At 69.6% G+C, this 19,185-nt stretch carries 15 protein-coding genes; 12 read left to right on the top strand and 3 right to left on the bottom strand.

Features of this window, described 5'->3' with window-relative positions; genetic code table 11:
* The first annotated feature begins 30 nt into the window (after window positions 1-30).
* Both OG817_RS34500 and OG817_RS34495 read left to right on the top strand, forming a co-directional pair.
* Window positions 31-462 (top strand): Fur family transcriptional regulator, encoded by a 432-nt coding sequence (locus OG817_RS34500; RefSeq protein WP_406048975.1) that lies wholly within the window; start codon window positions 31-33, stop codon window positions 460-462.
* A gap of 460 nt (window positions 463-922) precedes the next feature.
* Window positions 923-3,721 carry a glycoside hydrolase family 2 TIM barrel-domain containing protein gene (locus OG817_RS34495; RefSeq protein ID WP_406048974.1) on the top strand — a complete coding sequence of 933 codons (2,799 nt, stop codon included), beginning with the start codon at window positions 923-925 and terminating at the stop codon, window positions 3,719-3,721.
* A 100-nt stretch (window positions 3,722-3,821) separates the two neighbouring features.
* Here the strand turns inward: OG817_RS34495 and OG817_RS34490 are convergent, their stop codons facing one another.
* Window positions 3,822-5,246 (bottom strand): PLP-dependent aminotransferase family protein, encoded by a 1,425-nt coding sequence (locus OG817_RS34490; protein ID WP_406048973.1) that lies wholly within the window; start codon window positions 5,244-5,246, stop codon window positions 3,822-3,824.
* A 63-nt stretch (window positions 5,247-5,309) separates the two neighbouring features.
* Between OG817_RS34490 and OG817_RS34485 the strand changes: the two genes are divergently transcribed.
* The 7 genes from OG817_RS34485 (at window position 5,310) to OG817_RS34455 (ending at window position 14,233) form a co-directional block, all read left to right on the top strand.
* Complete coding sequence (locus tag OG817_RS34485) at window positions 5,310-6,422, top strand: pyridoxal phosphate-dependent aminotransferase (RefSeq protein WP_406048971.1); 1,113 nt, start codon at window positions 5,310-5,312, stop codon at window positions 6,420-6,422.
* Window positions 6,423-6,593: 171 nt separating this feature from the next.
* Window positions 6,594-8,579, top strand: a complete 1,986-nt coding sequence (tmk, locus tag OG817_RS34480) for a dTMP kinase (RefSeq protein WP_406048969.1) — start codon at window positions 6,594-6,596, stop codon at window positions 8,577-8,579.
* Window positions 8,576-9,778, top strand: coding sequence for a DNA polymerase III subunit delta' (locus tag OG817_RS34475; RefSeq protein ID WP_406048967.1), 1,203 nt, complete (start codon window positions 8,576-8,578; stop codon window positions 9,776-9,778). The genes tmk and OG817_RS34475 overlap by 4 nt, the downstream gene beginning before the upstream one ends.
* Window positions 9,779-9,895: 117 nt before the next feature.
* Window positions 9,896-10,564: a DUF4190 domain-containing protein gene (locus OG817_RS34470; RefSeq protein ID WP_406048966.1), complete on the top strand. Its 669-nt coding sequence runs from the start codon at window positions 9,896-9,898 to the stop codon at window positions 10,562-10,564.
* A 27-nt stretch (window positions 10,565-10,591) separates the two neighbouring features.
* Complete coding sequence (locus OG817_RS34465) at window positions 10,592-11,587, top strand: DUF4190 domain-containing protein (RefSeq protein ID WP_406048964.1); 996 nt, start codon at window positions 10,592-10,594, stop codon at window positions 11,585-11,587.
* A gap of 70 nt (window positions 11,588-11,657) precedes the next feature.
* The gene (locus tag OG817_RS34460; RefSeq protein ID WP_406057576.1) at window positions 11,658-12,698 is read left to right on the top strand and encodes a stage 0 sporulation family protein; all 1,041 of its coding nucleotides are present in this window, start codon (window positions 11,658-11,660) and stop codon (window positions 12,696-12,698) included.
* 8 nt (window positions 12,699-12,706) lie between these two features.
* Window positions 12,707-14,233 (top strand): alpha/beta hydrolase, encoded by a 1,527-nt coding sequence (locus tag OG817_RS34455; RefSeq protein WP_406048963.1) that lies wholly within the window; start codon window positions 12,707-12,709, stop codon window positions 14,231-14,233.
* 2 nt (window positions 14,234-14,235) lie between these two features.
* Here the strand turns inward: OG817_RS34455 and OG817_RS34450 are convergent, their stop codons facing one another.
* Window positions 14,236-14,862 carry a hypothetical protein gene (locus tag OG817_RS34450; protein ID WP_406048962.1) on the bottom strand — a complete coding sequence of 209 codons (627 nt, stop codon included), beginning with the start codon at window positions 14,860-14,862 and terminating at the stop codon, window positions 14,236-14,238.
* A gap of 90 nt (window positions 14,863-14,952) precedes the next feature.
* On the opposite strand from OG817_RS34450, the gene OG817_RS34445 reads away from it, so the two are divergent.
* The 3 genes from OG817_RS34445 (at window position 14,953) to OG817_RS34435 (ending at window position 17,665) form a co-directional block, all read left to right on the top strand.
* Window positions 14,953-15,303: a sterol carrier family protein gene (locus OG817_RS34445; RefSeq protein ID WP_406057574.1), complete on the top strand. Its 351-nt coding sequence runs from the start codon at window positions 14,953-14,955 to the stop codon at window positions 15,301-15,303.
* Window positions 15,304-15,392: 89 nt separating this feature from the next.
* A complete protein-coding gene (locus tag OG817_RS34440; protein ID WP_406048961.1) occupies window positions 15,393-16,679 on the top strand; it encodes an MFS transporter in 1,287 nt (428 codons plus the stop codon).
* 11 nt (window positions 16,680-16,690) lie between these two features.
* Window positions 16,691-17,665, top strand: a complete 975-nt coding sequence (locus OG817_RS34435; protein WP_406048960.1) for a hypothetical protein — start codon at window positions 16,691-16,693, stop codon at window positions 17,663-17,665.
* A 13-nt stretch (window positions 17,666-17,678) separates the two neighbouring features.
* Here OG817_RS34435 and OG817_RS34430 read toward each other — a convergent pair whose 3' ends face one another.
* A complete protein-coding gene (locus OG817_RS34430) occupies window positions 17,679-19,157 on the bottom strand; it encodes a PLP-dependent aminotransferase family protein (protein WP_406048958.1) in 1,479 nt (492 codons plus the stop codon).
* Between the last annotated feature and the right edge of the window lie 28 nt (window positions 19,158-19,185).

Genomic DNA, 19,185 nt, shown 5'->3' with positions numbered 1-19,185 from the left:
CGCTGACGGGAGACTGGTGAGGAGGCCGATGTGACGAGTGCTGTCGAGGTCACCGCGCAGCGGCTGCGGGACCGTGGCGAGCGCGTCACACCGGCGCGACTGGCGGTCGTCGAGGTGCTCGCCGGCACGGAGGAGCACCTCAGCGCCGAGCAGATCGGCGAGCGGGCGGAGGAGTTGCGTCCGGGGATCCATCGCGCCACCGTCTACCGGGCGCTGGACGCGCTCGGCGAGTTCGGCCTCGTCACACATGTCCACCTCGGCCGCGCGGGGACGACGTACCACCTGGCCGGCGATCTCGCGCCTCGTCACCTTCACCTGCGCTGCTCCGAGTGCGGCACCGTGTACGACGCTCCCGGCGACATCCTCGAGGCCGCCCGGAAGAAGGTCCACCGCGAGCTCGGCTTCCAGCTGGCCCCCGAGCAGGTAGCCCTCGTCGGCATCTGCATGGACTGCCAGGCCTGACCGCACCCGCGCCCGCGCCCCCCGCCTCCCGAGCGCCCCGGCCCAGCCCCGCGGTGCGCGTCCTCGACCCCACGCCGCCGACCCCGCGTCGCCGGCCCCGCGTCTCATGGGCTGACCCATCAGAGCGTGGGTTGACCCACCGCCTGCGGCTGGCCAACCCCCTGTCTCATGGGTCAGCCCATCAGAGCGTGGGTTGACCCACCGCCTGCGGCTGGCCAACCCCCTGTCTCATGGGTCAGCCCATCAGATCCCGCTTGCGGCTCCCCGACGTCCCGTTTGATGGGTCAGCCCATCAGAGCGGGGGTTGACCCACGGCATGGGGCTGGCGAACCCATCGTCTGAGGGGTCAACCCACGAGACGGGGGACGGGTTGGGGCGGGAGGGGAGGGGTGGGGTGGGGTTGTCCATATCTGTTCATCGGTGTGGATTCGTGAACAAGGTTGGCTTAGGGTCGGTGGGTGTGACGGATGATCTGAGCTATGTCGAGGACTTTGCCCCCGGTGCGGGCGTACTTCCCCCGCGGGCCTGGCTGGACGACGACGCGGAGCGGATCCCGCTCAGCGGGGACTGGAGCTTTCGGCTGTCCCCGAGCGTGGCCGACGCCCCCGACGACCTGAAGGATCCGGACACCACCGGGTGGGACACCATCGCGGTCCCCGGGCATTGGCAGCTCAGCGGGTACGGCGCCCCGGCGTACACGAACGTGGTCTATCCGTTCCCGCTCGAGCCGCCGTACGTGCCGACGGACAACCCGACCGGTGACTACGTCCGGACCGTGACGATCCCGGCGGACTGGTCCGGTGCGCGGGTCGTGCTGCGGTTCGAGGGCGTCGACTCGCGGTTCGCCGTCCATGTCAACGGCTCGATGGTCGGCTGGTCCTCGGGTTCGCGGCTGCCGTCGGAGTTCGATCTGACGGAGTTGGTTGCTCCGGGCAAGGAAGCGCGGATCGCCGTCCGTGTGCACCAGTGGTCGGCCGGCAGCTATGTCGAGGACCAGGACATGTGGTGGCTGTCCGGGATCTTCCGCGAGGTGAATCTGCTCGCGCTCAAGCCGTCCGCTCCCACCGACGTCTTCGTGAAGGCTGCCTGGGATCACATCGACGGCGCGGGCACACTGCTCGTGGAGTCCGACGTACCGGGCATGGTTTCGGTGCCCGAGTTGGGGCTGGAGGTGCCGACCGGCGAGCACACCCGGATCGAGGGTGTGCAGCCGTGGAGCGCCGAGGTGCCGCGGTTGTACGACGGTGTGCTGCGGACCGACGATGGTGAGGTACGGCTGCGGATCGGGTTCCGTACGGTCGCGATCGTCGACGGCGTACTCGAGGTCAACGGCAACCGGGTGCTGTTCAACGGCGTCAACCGGCACGAGTTCCACCCCGATCGCGGTCGTGCCCTGACCGAGCAGGACATGCTGGACGACGTACTGCTGATGAAGCGGGCCGGGATCAACGCGGTCCGGACCAGCCACTACCCGCCGCACCCGCACTTCCTGTCGCTGTGTGACTCCTACGGCCTGTACGTGATCGACGAGTGCGATCTGGAGACGCACGGGTTCGGGTACGAACCGGAGCCGCCGAAGCTGCCGAACCCGGTGATGGACCCGCGGTTCCGCGACGACCTGGTGGCGCGGATGGCGCGCACCGTGCACCGGGACAAGAACCACCCGTCGATCATCATCTGGTCGCTCGGGAACGAGTGCGGGATGGGCGAGAACCTCCGCGCGATGTATGACCTGGCGAAGGAGATCGACCCGTCGCGGCCGGTGCACTACGAGCGCGACACCGAGGCGGAGTTCGTCGACATCTACTCGCGGATGTACACCTCGCCGGAGGGGTGTGCGGAGATCGGGGCGGACACCTCGTTGTACCGGAATCTGCCGTTCATCCTGTGCGAGTACGGGCACGCGATGGGCAACGGGCCGGGTGGGTTGCTCGACTACCGCGAGGTGTTCGACAAGTACCCGCGCTGCCAGGGCGGCTTCATCTGGGAGTGGATCGACCACGGCATCCGGACCAACATCGACGGGCGCGAGGTCTACGCGTACGGCGGTGACTTCGGCGAGACGATCCACGACGGAAACTTCGTCTGCGACGGACTGCTGTTCCCTGACCGGACGCCGTCGCCGGGCATGCTCGAATACATGAAGGTGATCGAGCCGCTGCGCATCGTTGCTGATGGCAACGGTGGGGTGTCGGTGACGAGCCGGTACGAGGTGCTGGACACGAGCCACCTGACGTTCCGGATGGTGGTGGAGGTCGCGGGTGAGCGGGTCGGCGAAGGCACCTTGCCGGTGCCGGTGCTCGCGCCCGGTGAGACCGCCACGCTCGTGCTGCCGCCGGGCGTACACAAGCGGGTCGACGGGGGTGAGTCCGAGATCTGGGTGACCGTCACGGCTGAGCTCACCGAGGCCACTTCCTGGGCGGAGGCCGGTCACCGGATCGCCTGGGGTCAGCTCCGGATGGACGAGCCGGCCGGAGAGCCGGCCCGCCCAGCGGGGGTGTCGGCTACCAATGTGGTGGCTGGCATCGGTGGGATCTCCTTTGGGGATGTGCGGGACGCTCGGCTGGATGTTTGGCGGGCGCCGATCGACAACGACGCGAACCCAGGGGTTGCGGACGCGTGGCGTGAGCAGGGGCTGCATCGGGTGCAGCACCGGATCGTGTCGCAGCGCGAACGTGATGGTGCCTGGGAGGTCGTCACCCGGACCGCGCCGCCGCAGCTGCAGTGGGGTCTCGTCAGCACCTGGCGCTGGACCACTGTCGACGGTGCGGTCGTTCTCGAGCTGAACGTCGTACCTGAAGGTCAGTTCCCGGAGGTGCTGCCGCGGCTCGGCATCACGTTCGAGCTGCCGAAGGTGGAGCGGGTCGAGTGGTTCGGCACCGGCCCGAACGAGGCGTACGTCGACACCCGCGAGGCCGCCGCGGTCGGCAAGTACTCGGCCATGGTCGCCGAACTGCAGACGCCGTACGTCCGTCCCCAGGAGAACGGCCACCGCATCGACACCCGCTGGGCCACCCTCGACGGCCTCCGGATCGAAGCGCTCGGCCCCCTCTTCGGCCTCACCGTCCGCGACTGGACCACCCAGGCCCTCGAGACGGCCAAACACACAGCAGACCTGACCCCCGGCGACACCACGTACGTAACTCTCGACATCGCCCAAACCGGCGTAGGCACAGCCGCCTGCGGCCCAGCCCTCCCAGACCGAGACAAACTCAAAACCGCCCCCACCACCCTCACCCTCCGCTTCACCACCGCGTAGGCGGACCGGCAGGCCATCACAAGTGGGCGAACCCGAGCGGATCCTGCCCGTGGGTCTCGAGGACTCCGCGATTGTGATGGCCTGGCGATCCGCAGGTGGTTCAGATGGCGATGGCCGGCCGGGGATATACGCGGGCGGCTGGGGGGTGGTAGGCGGACCAGGCTTTGGTGAGGCGGTGTACTGCTTCGGTGAGGTCGGTGGGGCAGGCTCGGAAGTGGAGGCGGAGGTAGGGGTCGGCGGCGCCGGTCACGTCCAGGCCGGCGCCGGGGAGGATGGCCAGGCCGTGGCGGAGGGCGGATTGGGCGAAGGAGTTGCCGTCGCCGTGGGGGAGGCGGGCCCAGAGGGTTTGGCCGCCGCGGACGGGTGGGACGTGCCAGGTCGGGAGGTGTTCGGCCAGGAGGGCGTGCAGGTGGTCGTGGCGGGTCTCCAGCTCCCGCGCCAGGCCCAGGTCGTCGAGCTGCGTGACCAGGTGTGCGGCGGCCAGCTGGGTGGGGACGTTGCCGCCGAGGTCGTGGACTGCGCGGACGCGGGCCAGGCGCGTGATCAGCGGAGCCGGTGCGCGGACCCAGCCGATGCGTAGGCCGCCCCAGATGCTCTTGCTCAGTGAGCCGACCGAGATCACCGCATCGCTGTACGCCGCCAGCGGCTTCAACCGCGGCTCACCAGGGAAGCCGAGATCCGCCGGCACCTCGTCCTCGATCAGAGGTACGTCCGCCGCCGCAGCCGCCCGCGCCAACCGCTGCCGGGCCAGCGGAGACAGCACCGAGCCCGTCGGGTTGTGGTACGTCGGAATCACATAAGCCAACGCCGGACGCCGTTCCCGCACCGCGGCCTCGAAGCCCTCCAGACCAACCGGCAGCCCACGCAGCACCGCCGCCCCCTCCCGGAACGCCTCCAGTGCACCCGGGTACGTCGGAGCCTCGACCAGGACCTGATCGCCAGGAGACAGCAGCGTGTGCGCCAGCAACGAGAGCGCCTGCTGACCACCGTTCGACACCAGGATCTGCTCCGGCGTCGTCGTTACGCCGTACTCCGCATAACGCCGAGCGATCGCCTCCCGCAGGACCGGTACGCCGTACGGGTAGTAGCCGATGTCACCGCTGATCTTCCCGAGTTCCGGCACGATCCGCGCGTACGCCTCCGCTACCTGCGGCGGCGGATCCTCCGGCGCGGCACAGATCGCGAGCAGTACGCCGTCGTTGTGCGACTCCAGCGAGTCCAGGAAGATCGGGTCCACCGGCGCGTCCTCGACCGCGGCCCCAGACGGGACTCCAGCCACCCGCGTCCCACTGCCCTGGCGCCGAGTGATCCGCCCTTCGGAGCGCAACAGCTCGTAGGCGGCCACCACCGTCGTACGCCCGACGGCCAGCGCTCCAGCCAGCGCCCGATCCGGCGGCAGCAGTGCGCCCGCGGGCAGCTCACCGTCGTCGATCAGTCGGCGCATCCTGGCCGCGAGCAGCACGTACAGCGGGCCGCGGCCCGACGACCAGCGTCCCAAACGCTCACTCAGCTCGATTGGTCTCATCTGCAAACCAATTATGACGGATTGGCTCTGGGGTCGCCAGGGCCGGTCCCGGACGATGGCGGCATGGCCACCTTCCCGCGCAACGACATCGTGTCCCTGACCGACGAAGAGTCGCGCCATGAGCTCGGCGAGAGCTACGGACCCGACCTCCGGCTCTCGGACCTGCTCACCCCCGAGTTGGGCGACCTGGAGCTGAGCTACGGCACCGCCGCCGGCGACCTCCGGCTCCGCACTGCGATCGCCGACGCGCACGGCGTACGTCCCGATCAGGTGGTCGTCACGGTCGGCGGAATGCACGCCATCTTCCTGCTCGCCTATCTCCTCGCGGATCACGGTGGCGAGGTCGTCACGACCGCACCGCTGTTCCCGCTGACCCGCAACGCCTACGAATCCGTGGGTGCCGATGTCCGCGTGATCCCGCTGACCTTCGACGACGGCTACCGACTGTCCGCTGACGCAGTTCGTGAACGCCTTACCCCACAGACGAAACTCGTCAGCCTGACGACACCGCAGAACCCGTCCGGGGTCGCCGTACCGCTGGAGACCCTGCGCGAGATCGTCGCCGCCATGAGTGAGATCTGCCCCCACGCATATCTGATGGTCGACGAGACCTACCGCACCGCGACGTACGGCGATGATCCGGTGGCGGAGACCGCGGTCCACCTCGGCGCGAACGTGGTGACGGTCGCGTCGCTGTCGAAGTGCCACGGCGCGGCCGGGCTGCGGATCGGGTGGATCGTCAGCACCGACGCGGATCTCGTCGATCAGCTGGTGACCGCGAAGTTCAACACGGTGGTGTCCGCGTCCCCGGTGACCGAGGCGTTGGCCGTCCGGGTGTTCGAGCTCGAGGACGAGATCCTCGCCGTACGACGCCTGTGGCTGGCCGAAGGAGTCGCCAGCACGGAGGAGTGGGTGCGGGCGCACAGCGACCTGATCGAATGGGTCCGGCCGGACGCCGGGGCGTTGTGCACGATCCGGCTCAAGCCGCAGGTCGACCTCGATCGATTCCGGGCCGCGGCCGCTGAGCTCGGCGTACGGCTCGCCGACGGCGACTGGTTCGGCGACGAGCCGCGGGTGTTCCGCCTGGGCTTCGGATTCCCGCCGCCGGTGGAGCTGAAGGCCGCCCTCGACGCCCTAACCACGGCACTGCACCAGGCTGTCGATGCCGACGACTGAAGTGCCTGGTCGAGGGGCGGCGGCACGCCTAGCGGCGCCCCAGACGTCCGCTGGCGGCGTTGTCGTCGTCGCGCAATGCTCCGCATTGCTCTCCTCCTCCGCCTTGCCAGCGAACGACTGGACCACCGCTAGTCGCACCGACGCCCCTCGACCAGGCACTAGGCTTTGGGTGTGCCGGAGGTATATGACCCGCTGACCGATCCCGCACCGGCGCATGACGTGCGCGCGGTGTTGCGGATCCGGGCGTTCCGGCGGCTGTGGATCGCCTTCGGGCTCTCCAGCCTCGGTGACTGGATCGGCCTGCTGGCGCTGACCGCGATGGCGAAGGCGTTCGCCGGTGACGACTACCAGGCGGCGAACTTCGCGATCGGCGGCGTGCTGTTCCTTCGCGTGCTGCCCGCACTGGTGATGGGACCGGTGGCCGGCTGGATCGCGGACCGGCTGGACCGGCGCTGGACGATGATCATCGGCGATCTGGTCCGGGCTGCGTTCTTCGTCAGCATCCCGATCGTCGGCACGCTCACCTGGGTGTTGGTGGCAACGGTGCTGATCGAGATCGTGAGTCTGATCTGGGGCCCGGCCAAGGACGCCAGCGTGCCCAACCTGGTGCCCCGGCACCGGCTCGAGGCAGCCAACCAGATCAGCCTGATCACGACGTACGGGACCGCTCTGCCGGCCGCCGTCATCTTCACCGCGATCACCCTCGTCTTCCGCTGGTCCGGCGACTTCGCCGTCGACCTGGCCGTGTACGTGAACGCCGCGACCTTTGTGGTCTCGGCCCTCGCGATCGTCTCGGTCTCGGAGATCGGTCGCGCGGTGCACGAGCACGAGGACCACCCGACGCTGTGGCGGACCATGGTCGAGGGCTGGTCCTACGTCACCGGTACGCCGGTGGTCCGCGGGCTGGTGGTCGGCATCTCCGGGGCGTTCGCCGCCGGTGCGGTGGTCATCGGCCTCGGCCGCACGTACGTCGAGGACCTCGGCGCCGGCGACCCCGGGTACGGCGTGCTCTTCGGTGCTGTCTTCGGCGGCCTCGCCCTCGGCATGGGGTTCGGGCCGCGGCTGTTCTCCGGTCTGTCCCGGCGCCGGCTGTTCGCGGCCGGGCTGGTCGGGTCCGGGATCTGCCTGACCGGATTGGCTTTGATCCAGCAGATCGAGATCGCCACCATGATCGCGATCCTGCTCGGGTTCTGCGCCGGTGCGTCCTGGGTCTCCGGCTACACGCTGCTCGGTCTCGAGGTGCCGGACGCGGTGCGCGGTCGCACCTTCGCCTTCGTGCAGTCCGCCGTACGCACGGTGCTGGCGGTGACACTGGCGATCGCGCCGTTCGCCGCCGGTGCGATCGGCCGGCACACGTACTCGATCGGCGGCAAGTCGGTCACCTACAACGGCGCCTCGATGACGATGCTGATCGCTGCGATCGTGGCCGGGGTGATCGGCCTGATCGCGTGGCGGCAGATGGACGACCGCCCGGGCGTCCCGTTCTGGCGTGACCTCCGGCGCAGCTTCGGCAAGACCCCCGGCGTCTACCCGACGACCGGCCTGTTCATCGCACTCGAAGGCGGTGAGGGCGCCGGGAAGTCGACCCAGTCCGCGCTGCTGGTGGAGTGGCTCAAGGAGCACGGTCAGCAGGTTCTGCTCACCCGCGAGCCCGGCGCGACCGACCTCGGCAAGACATTGCGGCAGATCGTGCTGGACCCGGCTACCGGCGACATCTCGCACCGGGCCGAGGCGCTCATCTACGCCGCCGACAAGGCCGAGCACGTGGACTCGGTGATCAAGCCCGCGCTCAAGGCCGGCGCGGTCGTCATCACCGACCGGTACGTCGACTCCGCGCTGGCCTACCAGGGATCCGGGCGCGATCTGGACCTGTCCGACGTGGAGCGGGTCAACCGCTGGGCGACCGACGACCTGCGGCCGAACCTGACCATCCTGCTCGACCTGCCGCCGCGGAGCGGGCTCGGCCGGTTCGCCGAACGGGACCGGATCGAGGCCCAGTCGCACGACTTCCACGAGCGGGTCCGCAACGCGTTCCTCGAGCTCGCGGCCGCGGAGCCGCAGCACTACCTCATCCTCGACGCCACCCAGGACCGCGAGGACATCGCGAAGCAGATCAGAGCCAGACTCCAGCCGATGCTCCCGAAGGTGGACCTATGAGTGTGTGGGACGACCTCGTCGGGCAGGAGCCGGCGATCGCCGTACTCAGGAAGGCTGTGGCCGGGGCCGAGGCCGGCATGCGCGGGGAGACCGGCGCGGCAGTGGCCGGGATGACGCATGCCTGGCTGATCACCGGGCCGCCCGGATCCGGCCGATCGAACGCTGGGCGTGCGTTCGCGGCCGCCCTGCAGTGTGCGAACCAGGGCTGTGGCGAGTGCAACCCGTGCCGTACGGCGCTCAGCGGTGCGCACCCCGATGTGGCGCTGATCCGCACCGAGCTGTTGTCGATCCGGGTCAGCGAGATCCGCGAACTCGTCCGCCGGGCCGCGATGAGTCCGACCCAGGGCCGCTGGCAGGTGATGGTGGTCGAGGACGCGGACCGGCTGACCGAGCAGGCCGCGGACGCGTTGCTGAAGAGCATCGAGGAGCCCGCGCCACGGACGGTCTGGGTGCTGTGCGCACCGACCGTGGAGGACGTCGTACCGACGATCCGGTCGCGGTGCCGGCTGCTGGTGCTGCGGACGCCTCCGGTGGCCGCGGTGGCGGACATGCTGACGACCAAGCTCGGGGTGGATGCGGAGCTCGCCGGGTTCGCGGCGCGGGCCGCGCAGGGGCACATCGGCCGCGCCCGGGCGTTGGCGCGGGACGAGCAGGTGCGGGAGCGCCGCACGAAGGTGCTCGAGGTCCCGTTCGCGCTGCGGGACATCGGGGCCTGCCTGAAGTCGGCGCAGCAACTGGTCGACGCGGCCAAGGAAGAGTCCAAGGCGAGCGCCGGGAGGGTCGACGAGAAGGAGCGGACCGAGCTCGAGCAGGCGCTCGGCGTCGGCACGAAGGGCGCTCGGCCACGCGAGGCGGGCGCCGCGATCAAGGAGCTCGAGGAGCAGCAGAAGGCTCGCGCGAAGCGCTGGGAACGCGACGTGCTCGACCGGTCACTGGTCGACCTGATCGCGCTCTACCGGGACGTGCTGGTGGTGCAGACCCAGGCCGGCGCCGAGCTGATCAACGCCGAGCTCAGTGGCCCGATCGAGCAGCTGGCAGGCCGGACCACACCGGAGCAGACGCTGCGACGGATCGATGCCCTGTCGGGCTGCCGGGAAGCGATCGTGACGAACGTCGCTCCGCTGATGGCGCTGGAAGCGGTCATGATCGCGCTGTTCGAAGGCTCGGCCAGCCCGTTCGTAAGACTGGCGTCCGACTAGCGGGCAGTCGTGGCGTCCGGTTAGCGGGCGGCCGATGTAACACCGAGACCGGCGAGTCCGATGACTGAGTGTCCGGGCAAAACAGAACGCTCGGCAGTTTTGCCTGAACGGACCAACATGACCCAGCCGCCCTCTCCGATCCAGCCTGCGCGGCCGTCGCTGCCGTCAGCAGAGTCCTGGCTGGAGGGCGTCCCGACGCCGGCCCAGCAACGGCAGGACCGATACGCCGTCGCGGCCTTTGTGACCAGCCTGCCCGGCCTGGTGCCGGTGGCGCTGGTCCTGGCCGTGATCGCGCTGCGCCGGATCAAACGAACGGGCGCGCGCGGCAAGGGCCTCGCGTACGGCGCGCTGGCGATCACGCTCTGCTGGGTGATCGCTACCAGCGTCGCCGTCGGCCTCAACCTGTACGGCGAACGGAAGGCGGGCATCGGCCGCACGGTAGGCATCGCGGAGGTGCGCGTGGAGCAGTGTTTCGACGCGGACCTGGAGGCGGAGACGCTGCGGCTGGTGCGGATCCAGGACTGTGCGATCTCGCACACCGGCGAGGCGTACGCCAAGGTTCGGGCGAACCTGGCCGGCCTGTCCGCGGAGGAGACCCAGACGGTCGCGACGCAGCAGTGCGCGACGGCGTTCAAGACGTTCATCGGGAAGCCGTACGAGCAGTCCGAGCTGGACATGTACTACGTGGTGCTGGAAGATCGCGCTGTTGCTGACGGCAACGTCCTGTGCCTGGTCGGGATGCCGGGGACCCGGTTGACCGGTAGCATGCGCGGGTCGCAGCGGTAGCTGTCGCGGCGGATTGCTGGGGGAAGCGTGAGCCAACCACCGTACGGTCCGGAGCCGGACCGGCCACAGGACACGCCGAGGTCGTTCCCGACCTACGGCCGTGCCGGACGACCGCCTGCCCAGCAGCCCGGCCCCGGCCAGCCGCCGGGTGCTCAGCAGCCGGGCGCCGGGCCTTGGGTGGCGCCGGGGCAACCGCAGTCACTGCCCGGGCAACCGGCGTACGGGCAGCAGCCTTACGGTCAGCAGCCCTATGGGCAGCCGGCGCCGTATGGTCAACCACAGCAGGGGTACGGGCAACCGCCGTACGGACCGCCTGGGTATGGGCAGCCGGGGTATGGGCAGTTTCCGCCGGCGTACGGGTATGGGTATCCGGGGACGGCGACGAACGCCACCAACTCGCTCGCGACCGCGGCTTTGGTGACCGGTCTGGGCAGCATCGTGTTCTCGATCGCGGCTCCGGTGGCGGTCGGTCTCGGCATCGCGGCCCTCGTGCAGATCAAGAAGCGCCGCCAGAGCGGTACCGGACTGGCGATCACCGGCATCGTCGTCGGCGGCCTGATCACGATCTTCTGGGTGGGCTTGATCGTGGTGATGATCGCGGTCGGTTCGGACCGCGACGACGACTACTACGGTGCGCCCCAGCCCACCACGTCGTCGTACACCCCGACGACTACGTACGTAGAGGATCTGCTCGTCGGCGAGTGCTTCGACGACGGCAGCGACGAGGGCGAGGCGCTGCGCCAGCCCTGCTCGGAGGAGCACGACGGAGAGATCGTCGCTGACGTCACCCTCCCGGACGGCCCGTACCCCGGCGACAAGGGTGTGGAGACGGCCGCGAAGAGCAGTTGCGCAACGGAGTTCGCCAAGTACGTGGGCAAGAGCGCGGCCACCTCAGAGCTCGACATGTCCTACTGGACACCCGACGAAGACCTCTGGAACGACAACGACCGCCTGGTCATCTGCGCCGCGTACGCCCCCGCGGGCGACACCCTCAGAGGCACAGTCAAAGGCACCAAGCGCTGACACCCAGCCCACGCGGGTCCTGGGAGATCACTGCGCTAAGGGCTTGGCCAGTACTCTGGCTGGCGTGGGCATGGTGATGGCGGTGTCGTTCGAGCGCTACGGGCGGCTGTACTACCTGGACCCCGGCCCGCATCGTCCGCGCGTCGGGGACAAGGTCTTGGTGCCGACCGACGACGGTCCGGAGGTGGCTGAGTGCGTCTGGGCGCCGCAGTACGTGACGGAGGAGATCGGCGGGCTGCCGCTGTGTGACGGCATTGCCACCGCCGATGACCTGGACCGGGACGAGGCGAACCGGGTACGCCGCGCCGATGCGCGGGTGATCGCGAAGCGGCTGATTCGCCAGCACGGGCTGCCGATGAAGGTGGTCGGCATCGACTTCGTCGACCGGCGGCCGGATGTGGACCAGCTGGTCATCGTGTACTTCTCCGCGCCGCACCGGGTCGACTTCCGCGAGCTCGTACGGGATCTGGCCCGCGGGCTCCGGGCCCGGATCGAGCTGCGTCAGGTCGGTGCCCGCGACGAGGCCCGCCTGCAGGGCGGGATCGGGCCGTGCGGGCGGGACTTGTGCTGTGCGACGTTCCTGAAGGACTTCGAGCCGGTCAGCGTGCGGATGGCGAAGGACCAGGACCTGCCGCTGAACCCGCTGAAGATCTCCGGCGCCTGCGGGCGGCTGATGTGCTGCCTGAAGTACGAGCACCCGCTCTACCAGGAGTTCAACGCGAAGGCGCCGTCCGTCGGTACGCCGGTGGAGACCCCCGCGGGTGATGGAGTGGTGGTCGGACACAACGTGCCGAGCGACACCGTGGTCGTCCGGCTGGCCGCATCAGGCCGGCGCTGTGCGTGCAGCCGCGCGGACGTGTGTTCACCCCGTCAGCAGTACGAAGCATCCAGTACGACGACGCCCGACGCGCCACTGCCCGAGGGCCTGGCGGACGTCGTACCGGACGAGCCGGAGGCCGCGCCGACCCCCACGCCGGAGACCATGGCAGAGCACTCAGCCGCGGAGGACGCAGCGGCCACCGTGGAGGAGACCACGGAGCAGCGGCGCCGCCGCAAGCCCCGGCGCCGCCGGCGCCTGCACCACGAGGACGAGGGAGACGCCCCGCAGTGAAATTCCGCATGACTACCGTGTTGCTGGCAGCCGTTGCGGTACTGGCGAGTGGATGTGGGGTGGCGAGCCGGGCCCAGGATGGGGAGAGCGGCGGGACGGCCGGCTCGAGTCCCGGTCAGCCGAAGGGGCCGGCCGGGCCGATCCCGGCGGGGCTGGAGAAGTTCTACCAGCAGCAGCCCGACTGGGAGCGCTGCGGTTCCAACCAGCAGTGCGCGACCATCACCGTGCCGCTCGACTACTCGAAGCCGGCCGGTCAGACGATCGAGCTGCGGGCGCGGAAGGTGCTCGCCCGGGATCGTGTCGGGAAGATCGGGACGCTGTTCATCAACCCCGGCGGGCCGGGTGGGTCGGGGCAGGAGTTCGCCGCCTCGGCCGGGTTCGTGCTCGGGCAGCCGTTGCTGCGGAAGTTCGACGTGATCGGCTGGGACCCGCGCGGCGTGGGCGAGTCGACCCCGGTGAAATGCCTGGACACCGAGCAGCTGGACAAGTTCATCGCGGCCGACGGCAGCCCGGACGACGACGCCGAGATCAACGAGCTGAACAACGAGGCGAAGACCCTCGCGAACGGCTGTGAGCAGCGCTCCGGCGAGCTGCTGCCGCACGTGTCGACCAAGGATGCCGCCCGCGACATCGACGTACTGCGGGGCATCGTCGGCGATCCCCAGCTCTACTACCTCGGCATGTCGTACGGCACCTACCTGGGCGCGACGTACGCCGAACTGTTCCCGAAGAACGTCGGCCGGCTCGTGCTCGACGGCGCGGTCGACCCGTCGAAGACGTCGGAGCAGAACAACATCGCCCAGGCGAAGGGCTTCGACACCGCGCTGGACGCGTTCGCGGTGGACTGCGCGCAGCGGTCCTGCCGGCTCGGCAGCACCAAGGCGGAGGTGCTCGCGAAGGTCGACAAGCTGATCAACGACAGCGACGCGAATCCGCTGCCGGGGGACGGGAAACGCCAGGTCACGCAGGCCCTGGTGGTGCTCGGGGTGATCTACCCGCTGTACCTGAAGGACTTCTGGCCGCGCCTCGAGGATGCGGTCCTGGACGGCCTCGACGGCAAGGGCGCGCGCCTGCTGGCTCTCGCCGACGAGTACACCGGCCGCAAGCCGTCCGGGTACGAGAACAACCAGAACGAGGTCATTTACGCGGTCAACTGCCTGGACCGCCCGGACATCACCTCGGTCGCGCAGGCCAAGGCCGAGGAGCCGGTGTACCAGGCGGCCTCACCGCGGTTCGGGTCGTTCCTGTTGTGGGGCTCGGTGGCGTGCGCGAACTGGCCGGTGAAGCCCGAGGACAAGCCACATCCGATCAAGGCGGCCGGGGCCAAGCCGATCGTGGTCGTCGGCACGACCCGCGACCCGGCCACGCCGTACGCGTGGGCCGTCGGCCTGGCGCACCAGCTGGAAAGCGGTGTCCTGGTCACTCGGGACGGTGACGGGCACACCGGTTACAAGGCTGGGAACGAGTGCGTCGACAACGCGGTGGAGACCTACCTGCTGAAGGGCACGGCCCCGACCGCCGACATCAAGTGCTGACGTCAGTTCGGGCGGTTGTCGCCGCTTGAGGACGGCAGCTGGAGGGACTGGGTGGCGCGCTCGAGTACGGCGCGCAGGCCGGCCTCGTCCTGCGGGCGGCCGCCGACGGTGATCTCGATCGCGGAGCTCTCGCCGCCATCGGTGGTGACGAAGCGCGACAGCCCCATCCGCGGGCCGCGGTTCTGGTCGACGTAGGTGTAGATCAGCGTGCCGTCGGCGCGGCTGACCACGTCCAGATCCTGCTCGTCGATGCTCTTCGCGCGGTTGTCCACCAGCTTGTCCGGCGACGACTCGCTGCCGCGCGTGTCGAAGCGGATCTGCCAGACGCCGGCCGGATCTATGAAGCGCGGGCGGGTGCCGGCCTGGCTGCTCTTCCAGCCGTCCGGGACCTCGGCCGAGACCGGCGCCTTCTCGGTGCCGAACGTCTGCTCGGTGTAGCGCAGGGAGTCGGCCTGCAGCCCGTCGGAACGGGTCGTGGTGCCAGGGGTGGGCTGGCTGTTCACGATCTCGGCGGGCTTGTCGTCCGCCAGCGGGTTCCCGTTGATCGCCAGCACGCTGCCGAACACAGCAACGCCGACGGTCATTCCCGCCAGCGTCATCAGCAGCGCCTGGTGCCTGGGCGTGAGCATCCCGACCTCGCTTCCCGATTCTCGAGCCTGATTATCGACCACACAGGGGGCGACCCCACAAATCGGCGCGTACGCTGGCACGTCGTGAACATGCTCGGCCCCCCACAGGATCAGGCTTTTCAGCAAGCACTCCAACGGTACGTCGCCGGTACGGCGGAGCGCACCGACCTGAAGCTGCTCACCAAGCAACTGCTGAAACGCCTGGTCGCGAAGGCCCCCGGTCACGCGGTCGAGGTCCGCGTCCCGCCGTACGGCGCGGTGCAGTGCATCGAAGGCCCTCGGCATACGCGAGGCACCCCCGGCGCGGTGGTCGAACTCCCGCCGGAGCTCTGGATCGACCTCGCCCTCGGCCGCACCACCTGGAGTGAGGCCCGCGCCACCGGCAAACTCCGGGCCAGCGGTGAACGCACCGACCTGACGGCGTACCTTCCGCTGGCCTGAAGCCCGATCGACGCCGACGGCAACCAAGCGGTCCCGAGGGATGGATAAAGCTTTTCGCCGGAGCCGCGGTCCGATGTCACTATGTGCCGGTGGCGTCAAGTGTCCGTGAGCGACTGGGCCGGCTGCGCGTCGATCTGACGCCCTGGCGGGGCTCTCGCGACTTCCGCATCCTGGTGGTCTCGGGCTCGGTCTTCTTCCTCGGCGGCATGGTCGGGTACGTCGCCCTGCCCTATCAGCTGTACCAGATCACCGGCTCCAACTTCGCCGTCGGTGCGATGGGTCTGGTGACGATCGCGCCACTCGTCGTCTTCGGCCTGTACGGCGGCGCGCTCGCGGACCACGTGGATCGGCGCAAGCTGCTGATCGGTACCGGGGTCGCACAGGTCCTCATCTGCGCGACCCTGCTCGGCAACACCCTCCTCGCCAGCCCGCGAGTGTGGCTCATCTACGTCTGTGGTGCCCTGAACGCGATCGCGTCGTCGCTGCAGCGCCCCAGCCGCGAAGCACTGCTCCCGCGGGTGGTCAAGCATGCTGAGATCCCGGCCGCTGTCGCGCTGAGCTCTTTGACCATGCAGATCGGGCAGCTCGCCGGGCCGGCGCTGGGCGGCGTACTGGTCGGGTCGGTCGGCGTGACCTGGGCGTTCGCGGTCGAGCTCACCGGGTTGATCGTCGCCACCGGGCTCTACCTCCGCCTGGGTTCGTACAAGACGAGTGAGCACAGTACGCCGCCGAGCCTGGGCGCGATCGGCGGTGGGATCGTCTACGCGTTCCGCCGCAAGGACCTGCTCGCCACCTACCTGGTCGACATGGTCGGCATGTTCCTGGCGATGCCGATCGTGCTGTTCCCGGCGTTCGCCACCGAGATCCTCCAGCAGCCGAAACTGCTCGGTCTCCTGTACAGCGCTGAAGCGATCGGGGCGATGATCGCCAGCCTCACCAGCGGCTGGGCGAAGCACGTCCACCATCAGGGCCGGGCCGTCGTCCTCGCGACCATGACCTGGGGTGCAGCGGTCGGTGTCGCGGGCCTGGCACCGAACATCTGGTTCGCGATCGCCTTCTTCGCCGTGGCCGGCGCCGCGGACATGGTGTCGGTGCTGTTCCGGTCGGTGATCTGGAACCAGACCATCCCGGACGAGATGCGCGGTCGGCTGGCCGGGATCGAGATGCTCGGCTACTCGCTCGGCCCACTCGGCGGCCAGGCGCGCTCCGGCCTCGTCGCCGACCTCACCGGCGTTCGGACCGCGATCGTCAGCGGCGGCATCCTCTGTGTCGCCGGCGTGATCGGAACCGCGGTCTGGCTGCGCGAGTTCTGGGGGTACGACTCCCGCACGGACGAACACGCGGTCCGCGAAAGAGAGCTGCGCACAGCGGGTTAGGCTCGGTCATCATGCGTATCCGCCGTGTTGTGATCGCCGGGCTGACCGCGGCCGCCCTTGCGGGTTGCGGCGGACCGGGTCAGGAGACGGCGCCGAACGTGCCGCCGCTGGTCTCGGTCAGCACGACACCCACCGAGACGCCCTCGGAGACACCGTCGGAGACCCCGAGTGGTCCGGCCACATCCAAGGTTGCGGACACGCTGTGCGTGCGAATGGATCAAACGCTCGTGCAATCGACGTTGGCGGTCCCGGTGGTGCAGATCCAGCCCAAGGCGATTCCGGCCGAGTTCGGCCTGCCGACGTACGACGTCTGCCAGCTCGGCCTGAGCTCCAGCCCGAGCGGCCCGGTCCTGCGGGTCGGGATTTCGGTGCTCCCGGCAACAAAGGCGACGCTGACCGCGACGCAGCGCGCATACGCCGCGACCAAACGGCAGCCGGCCAAGCCGGCGGCCGTCGGTGAGGGCGGGTTCGGGACCAGCACCTTCGTGGTGTTCCTGCTCGACGGACGGCTGTACAAGGTCAGCGGTCCGTCGGCGACCCTGGCGAAGTACGTGGTCCTCGGCCAGGACGTGGCCCGGCAGGCGCCGGGACTGCCTGAGGCGCCGCCGCTGATCACCCGCCCGGACTGCGAGCGCGGTACGTCGGCCGCGGAGAAGGTGCTCGGCGCGCCCGCGATGATCCGGCGCGACGGCGAAACCACCCTCGGCGATCTCGTCTGCGGCTGGGTGAACCCGACCAGCGTGCTCTCGACATCAGTACGGCGTACTCCGAAGGCGGAGGCTTTGATGGCGCCGATCCGCAAGGCCGCGACCTCGCAGTCGCTCCCGCTCGGCGACGAGGGGTACGTCGACACCGCCACCGGCCGCACCACCATCCGGGTCGGCGACGACAAACTGGTCGACCTGGTCCCGCTCCCGGCCCGGGCGGTCGACCCCGACCTGATGACGAAGTTCGCCCTCGCCATGTCCCCGCTCTACACCCGCTGAGCGGTCGTGTCGTCTAGCTTGCCGTGACCTCGGCGATGGTGCTGATGGCCTCGGTGATTTCGGTGGGGGTGCGGGCGGCGTAGCCGAGGACGAGGCCGGGGGCGTGGGGGAGTTGGCAGTGCCAGGAGAGTGGTTGGGTCTTGATGCCCTCCTGGAGTGCCCGGGCGGCCAGGTCGACGTCGTTCAGGGTGTCGTCGAAGGTGATGGTGAGGTGCAGGCCGGCCGCGGCGCCGTGGACCGTGGCGGTGGGCAAGTAGTTGCTGATGGCATCGACCATCGCGTCGCGGCGGGTCCGGTGGCGACGGCGGAGGAAGCGGAGCTGGCGTTCGAGCTCGCCGGACTCCATCAGCTGCGCGAGCGTGAGCTGCGGGAGCGCGGCGTTGCCGAGGTCGGCCAGGCGCTTCATGCCGATCAGCGCGTGCTTGTACTGCGGTGGCGGCAGCATCCACCCGATCCGCAGCGACGGCGCGAGCAGTTTCGACACGCTGCCCGCGTAGATCACCTGATCGGCCAGCATCGCGCGCAGCGCCGGAACCGGCGGACGGTCGTACCGGTGCTCGGCGTCGTAGTCGTCCTCGATGATCAGCCCACCCTCAGCCGCCCACTGGATCAGCTCCCGCCGCCGCTCACCTTCCAGTACGACGCCCGTCGGGAAATGGTGCGCGGGAGTCGCCATCACCGCTCGGGCGCTCGACTCGCGCAGCAGGTCGACCTGCAGTCCGCCGGCGTCCACCGGGATCGGGGGCGTACGCATCCCCCAGTTCTGCAGATGCTGGCGGGATCCGAGCGATCCCGGATCCTCCACCGCGATCTCGTGGATCCCGCGGTCCTTCAGCACCTGCGCAACCAGCCCGATCGCCTGCGAGACCCCCGCGACGACGATCAGGTCATCCGGATCCGCCGCGATCCCCCGGTTGCGGGCCAGCCAGCTCGCTACCGCCCGACGGAGCGCGGGCGTACCGGACGGATCGCCGTACCCGAACTCGGACGACTCGAGGTCGCTGAGCACCGCCCGCTCGGCCCGCAGCCAGGCGGCCCGCGGAAAAGCTGCGAGATCAGGCACCCCGGGCGTGAGGTCGATCCGAGCCGGAGCCGCCCGCAAACTGTCGAACACATCCAGGCCGGGCTCCGGTACGACGGTTGGTGGCGTGATCCGGCCCGCTGCAACGCCCGGCTCGGCGACGACCGGAACCGCGACGACCACAGTGCCGCCGCGGCCGCGGCCGGCGACGTGGCCGTCCTCGGTCAGGCGCTGGTAGGCCTCAGTCACCACGCCGCGGGAGAGGCGGAGTTCGGTGGCGAGGAGGCGCGTGGAGGGGAGCCGGCTGCCGATCGGGAGGCGGCCGTCGGAGATCGCGGCGCGGAGGCTCTCGGTGAGCCAGTCCGACAACCCGCCGGGCGGCGCGTCGGCAGGGTTCAACTGCAAGAAGTCCGTACCGGCGTTGACCAGTCCTTTGGACCTACCACTTTGGCTCGGATTGGACCTGTTCACTGGACCATTGTGGCGGCACGTTGGAGGT

The organism is Kribbella sp. NBC_00889 (assembly GCF_045207705.1).
Taxonomy (GTDB): Bacteria; Actinomycetota; Actinomycetes; order Propionibacteriales; family Kribbellaceae; genus Kribbella.
This window is presented reverse-complemented; position numbering and strand designations above follow the sequence as displayed.

Excerpts from the sequence above, each read along its gene's own strand:
- OG817_RS34490 (WP_406048973.1), bottom strand. The coding sequence starts at position 5,246 with ATGAGACCAATCGAGCTGAGTGAGCGTTTGGGACGCTGGTCGTCGGGC.
- OG817_RS34485 (WP_406048971.1), top strand. The coding sequence starts at position 5,310 with ATGGCCACCTTCCCGCGCAACGACATCGTGTCCCTGACCGACGAAGAG.
- OG817_RS34435 (WP_406048960.1), top strand. The coding sequence starts at position 16,691 with ATGCGTATCCGCCGTGTTGTGATCGCCGGGCTGACCGCGGCCGCCCTT.
- OG817_RS34470 (WP_406048966.1), top strand. The coding sequence starts at position 9,896 with ATGACCCAGCCGCCCTCTCCGATCCAGCCTGCGCGGCCGTCGCTGCCG.
- OG817_RS34460 (WP_406057576.1), top strand. The coding sequence starts at position 11,658 with ATGGTGATGGCGGTGTCGTTCGAGCGCTACGGGCGGCTGTACTACCTG.
- OG817_RS34475 (WP_406048967.1), top strand. The coding sequence starts at position 8,576 with ATGAGTGTGTGGGACGACCTCGTCGGGCAGGAGCCGGCGATCGCCGTA.
- OG817_RS34450 (WP_406048962.1), bottom strand. The coding sequence starts at position 14,862 with ATGCTCACGCCCAGGCACCAGGCGCTGCTGATGACGCTGGCGGGAATG.
- OG817_RS34445 (WP_406057574.1), top strand. The coding sequence starts at position 14,953 with ATGCTCGGCCCCCCACAGGATCAGGCTTTTCAGCAAGCACTCCAACGG.
- OG817_RS34455 (WP_406048963.1), top strand. The coding sequence starts at position 12,707 with ATGACTACCGTGTTGCTGGCAGCCGTTGCGGTACTGGCGAGTGGATGT.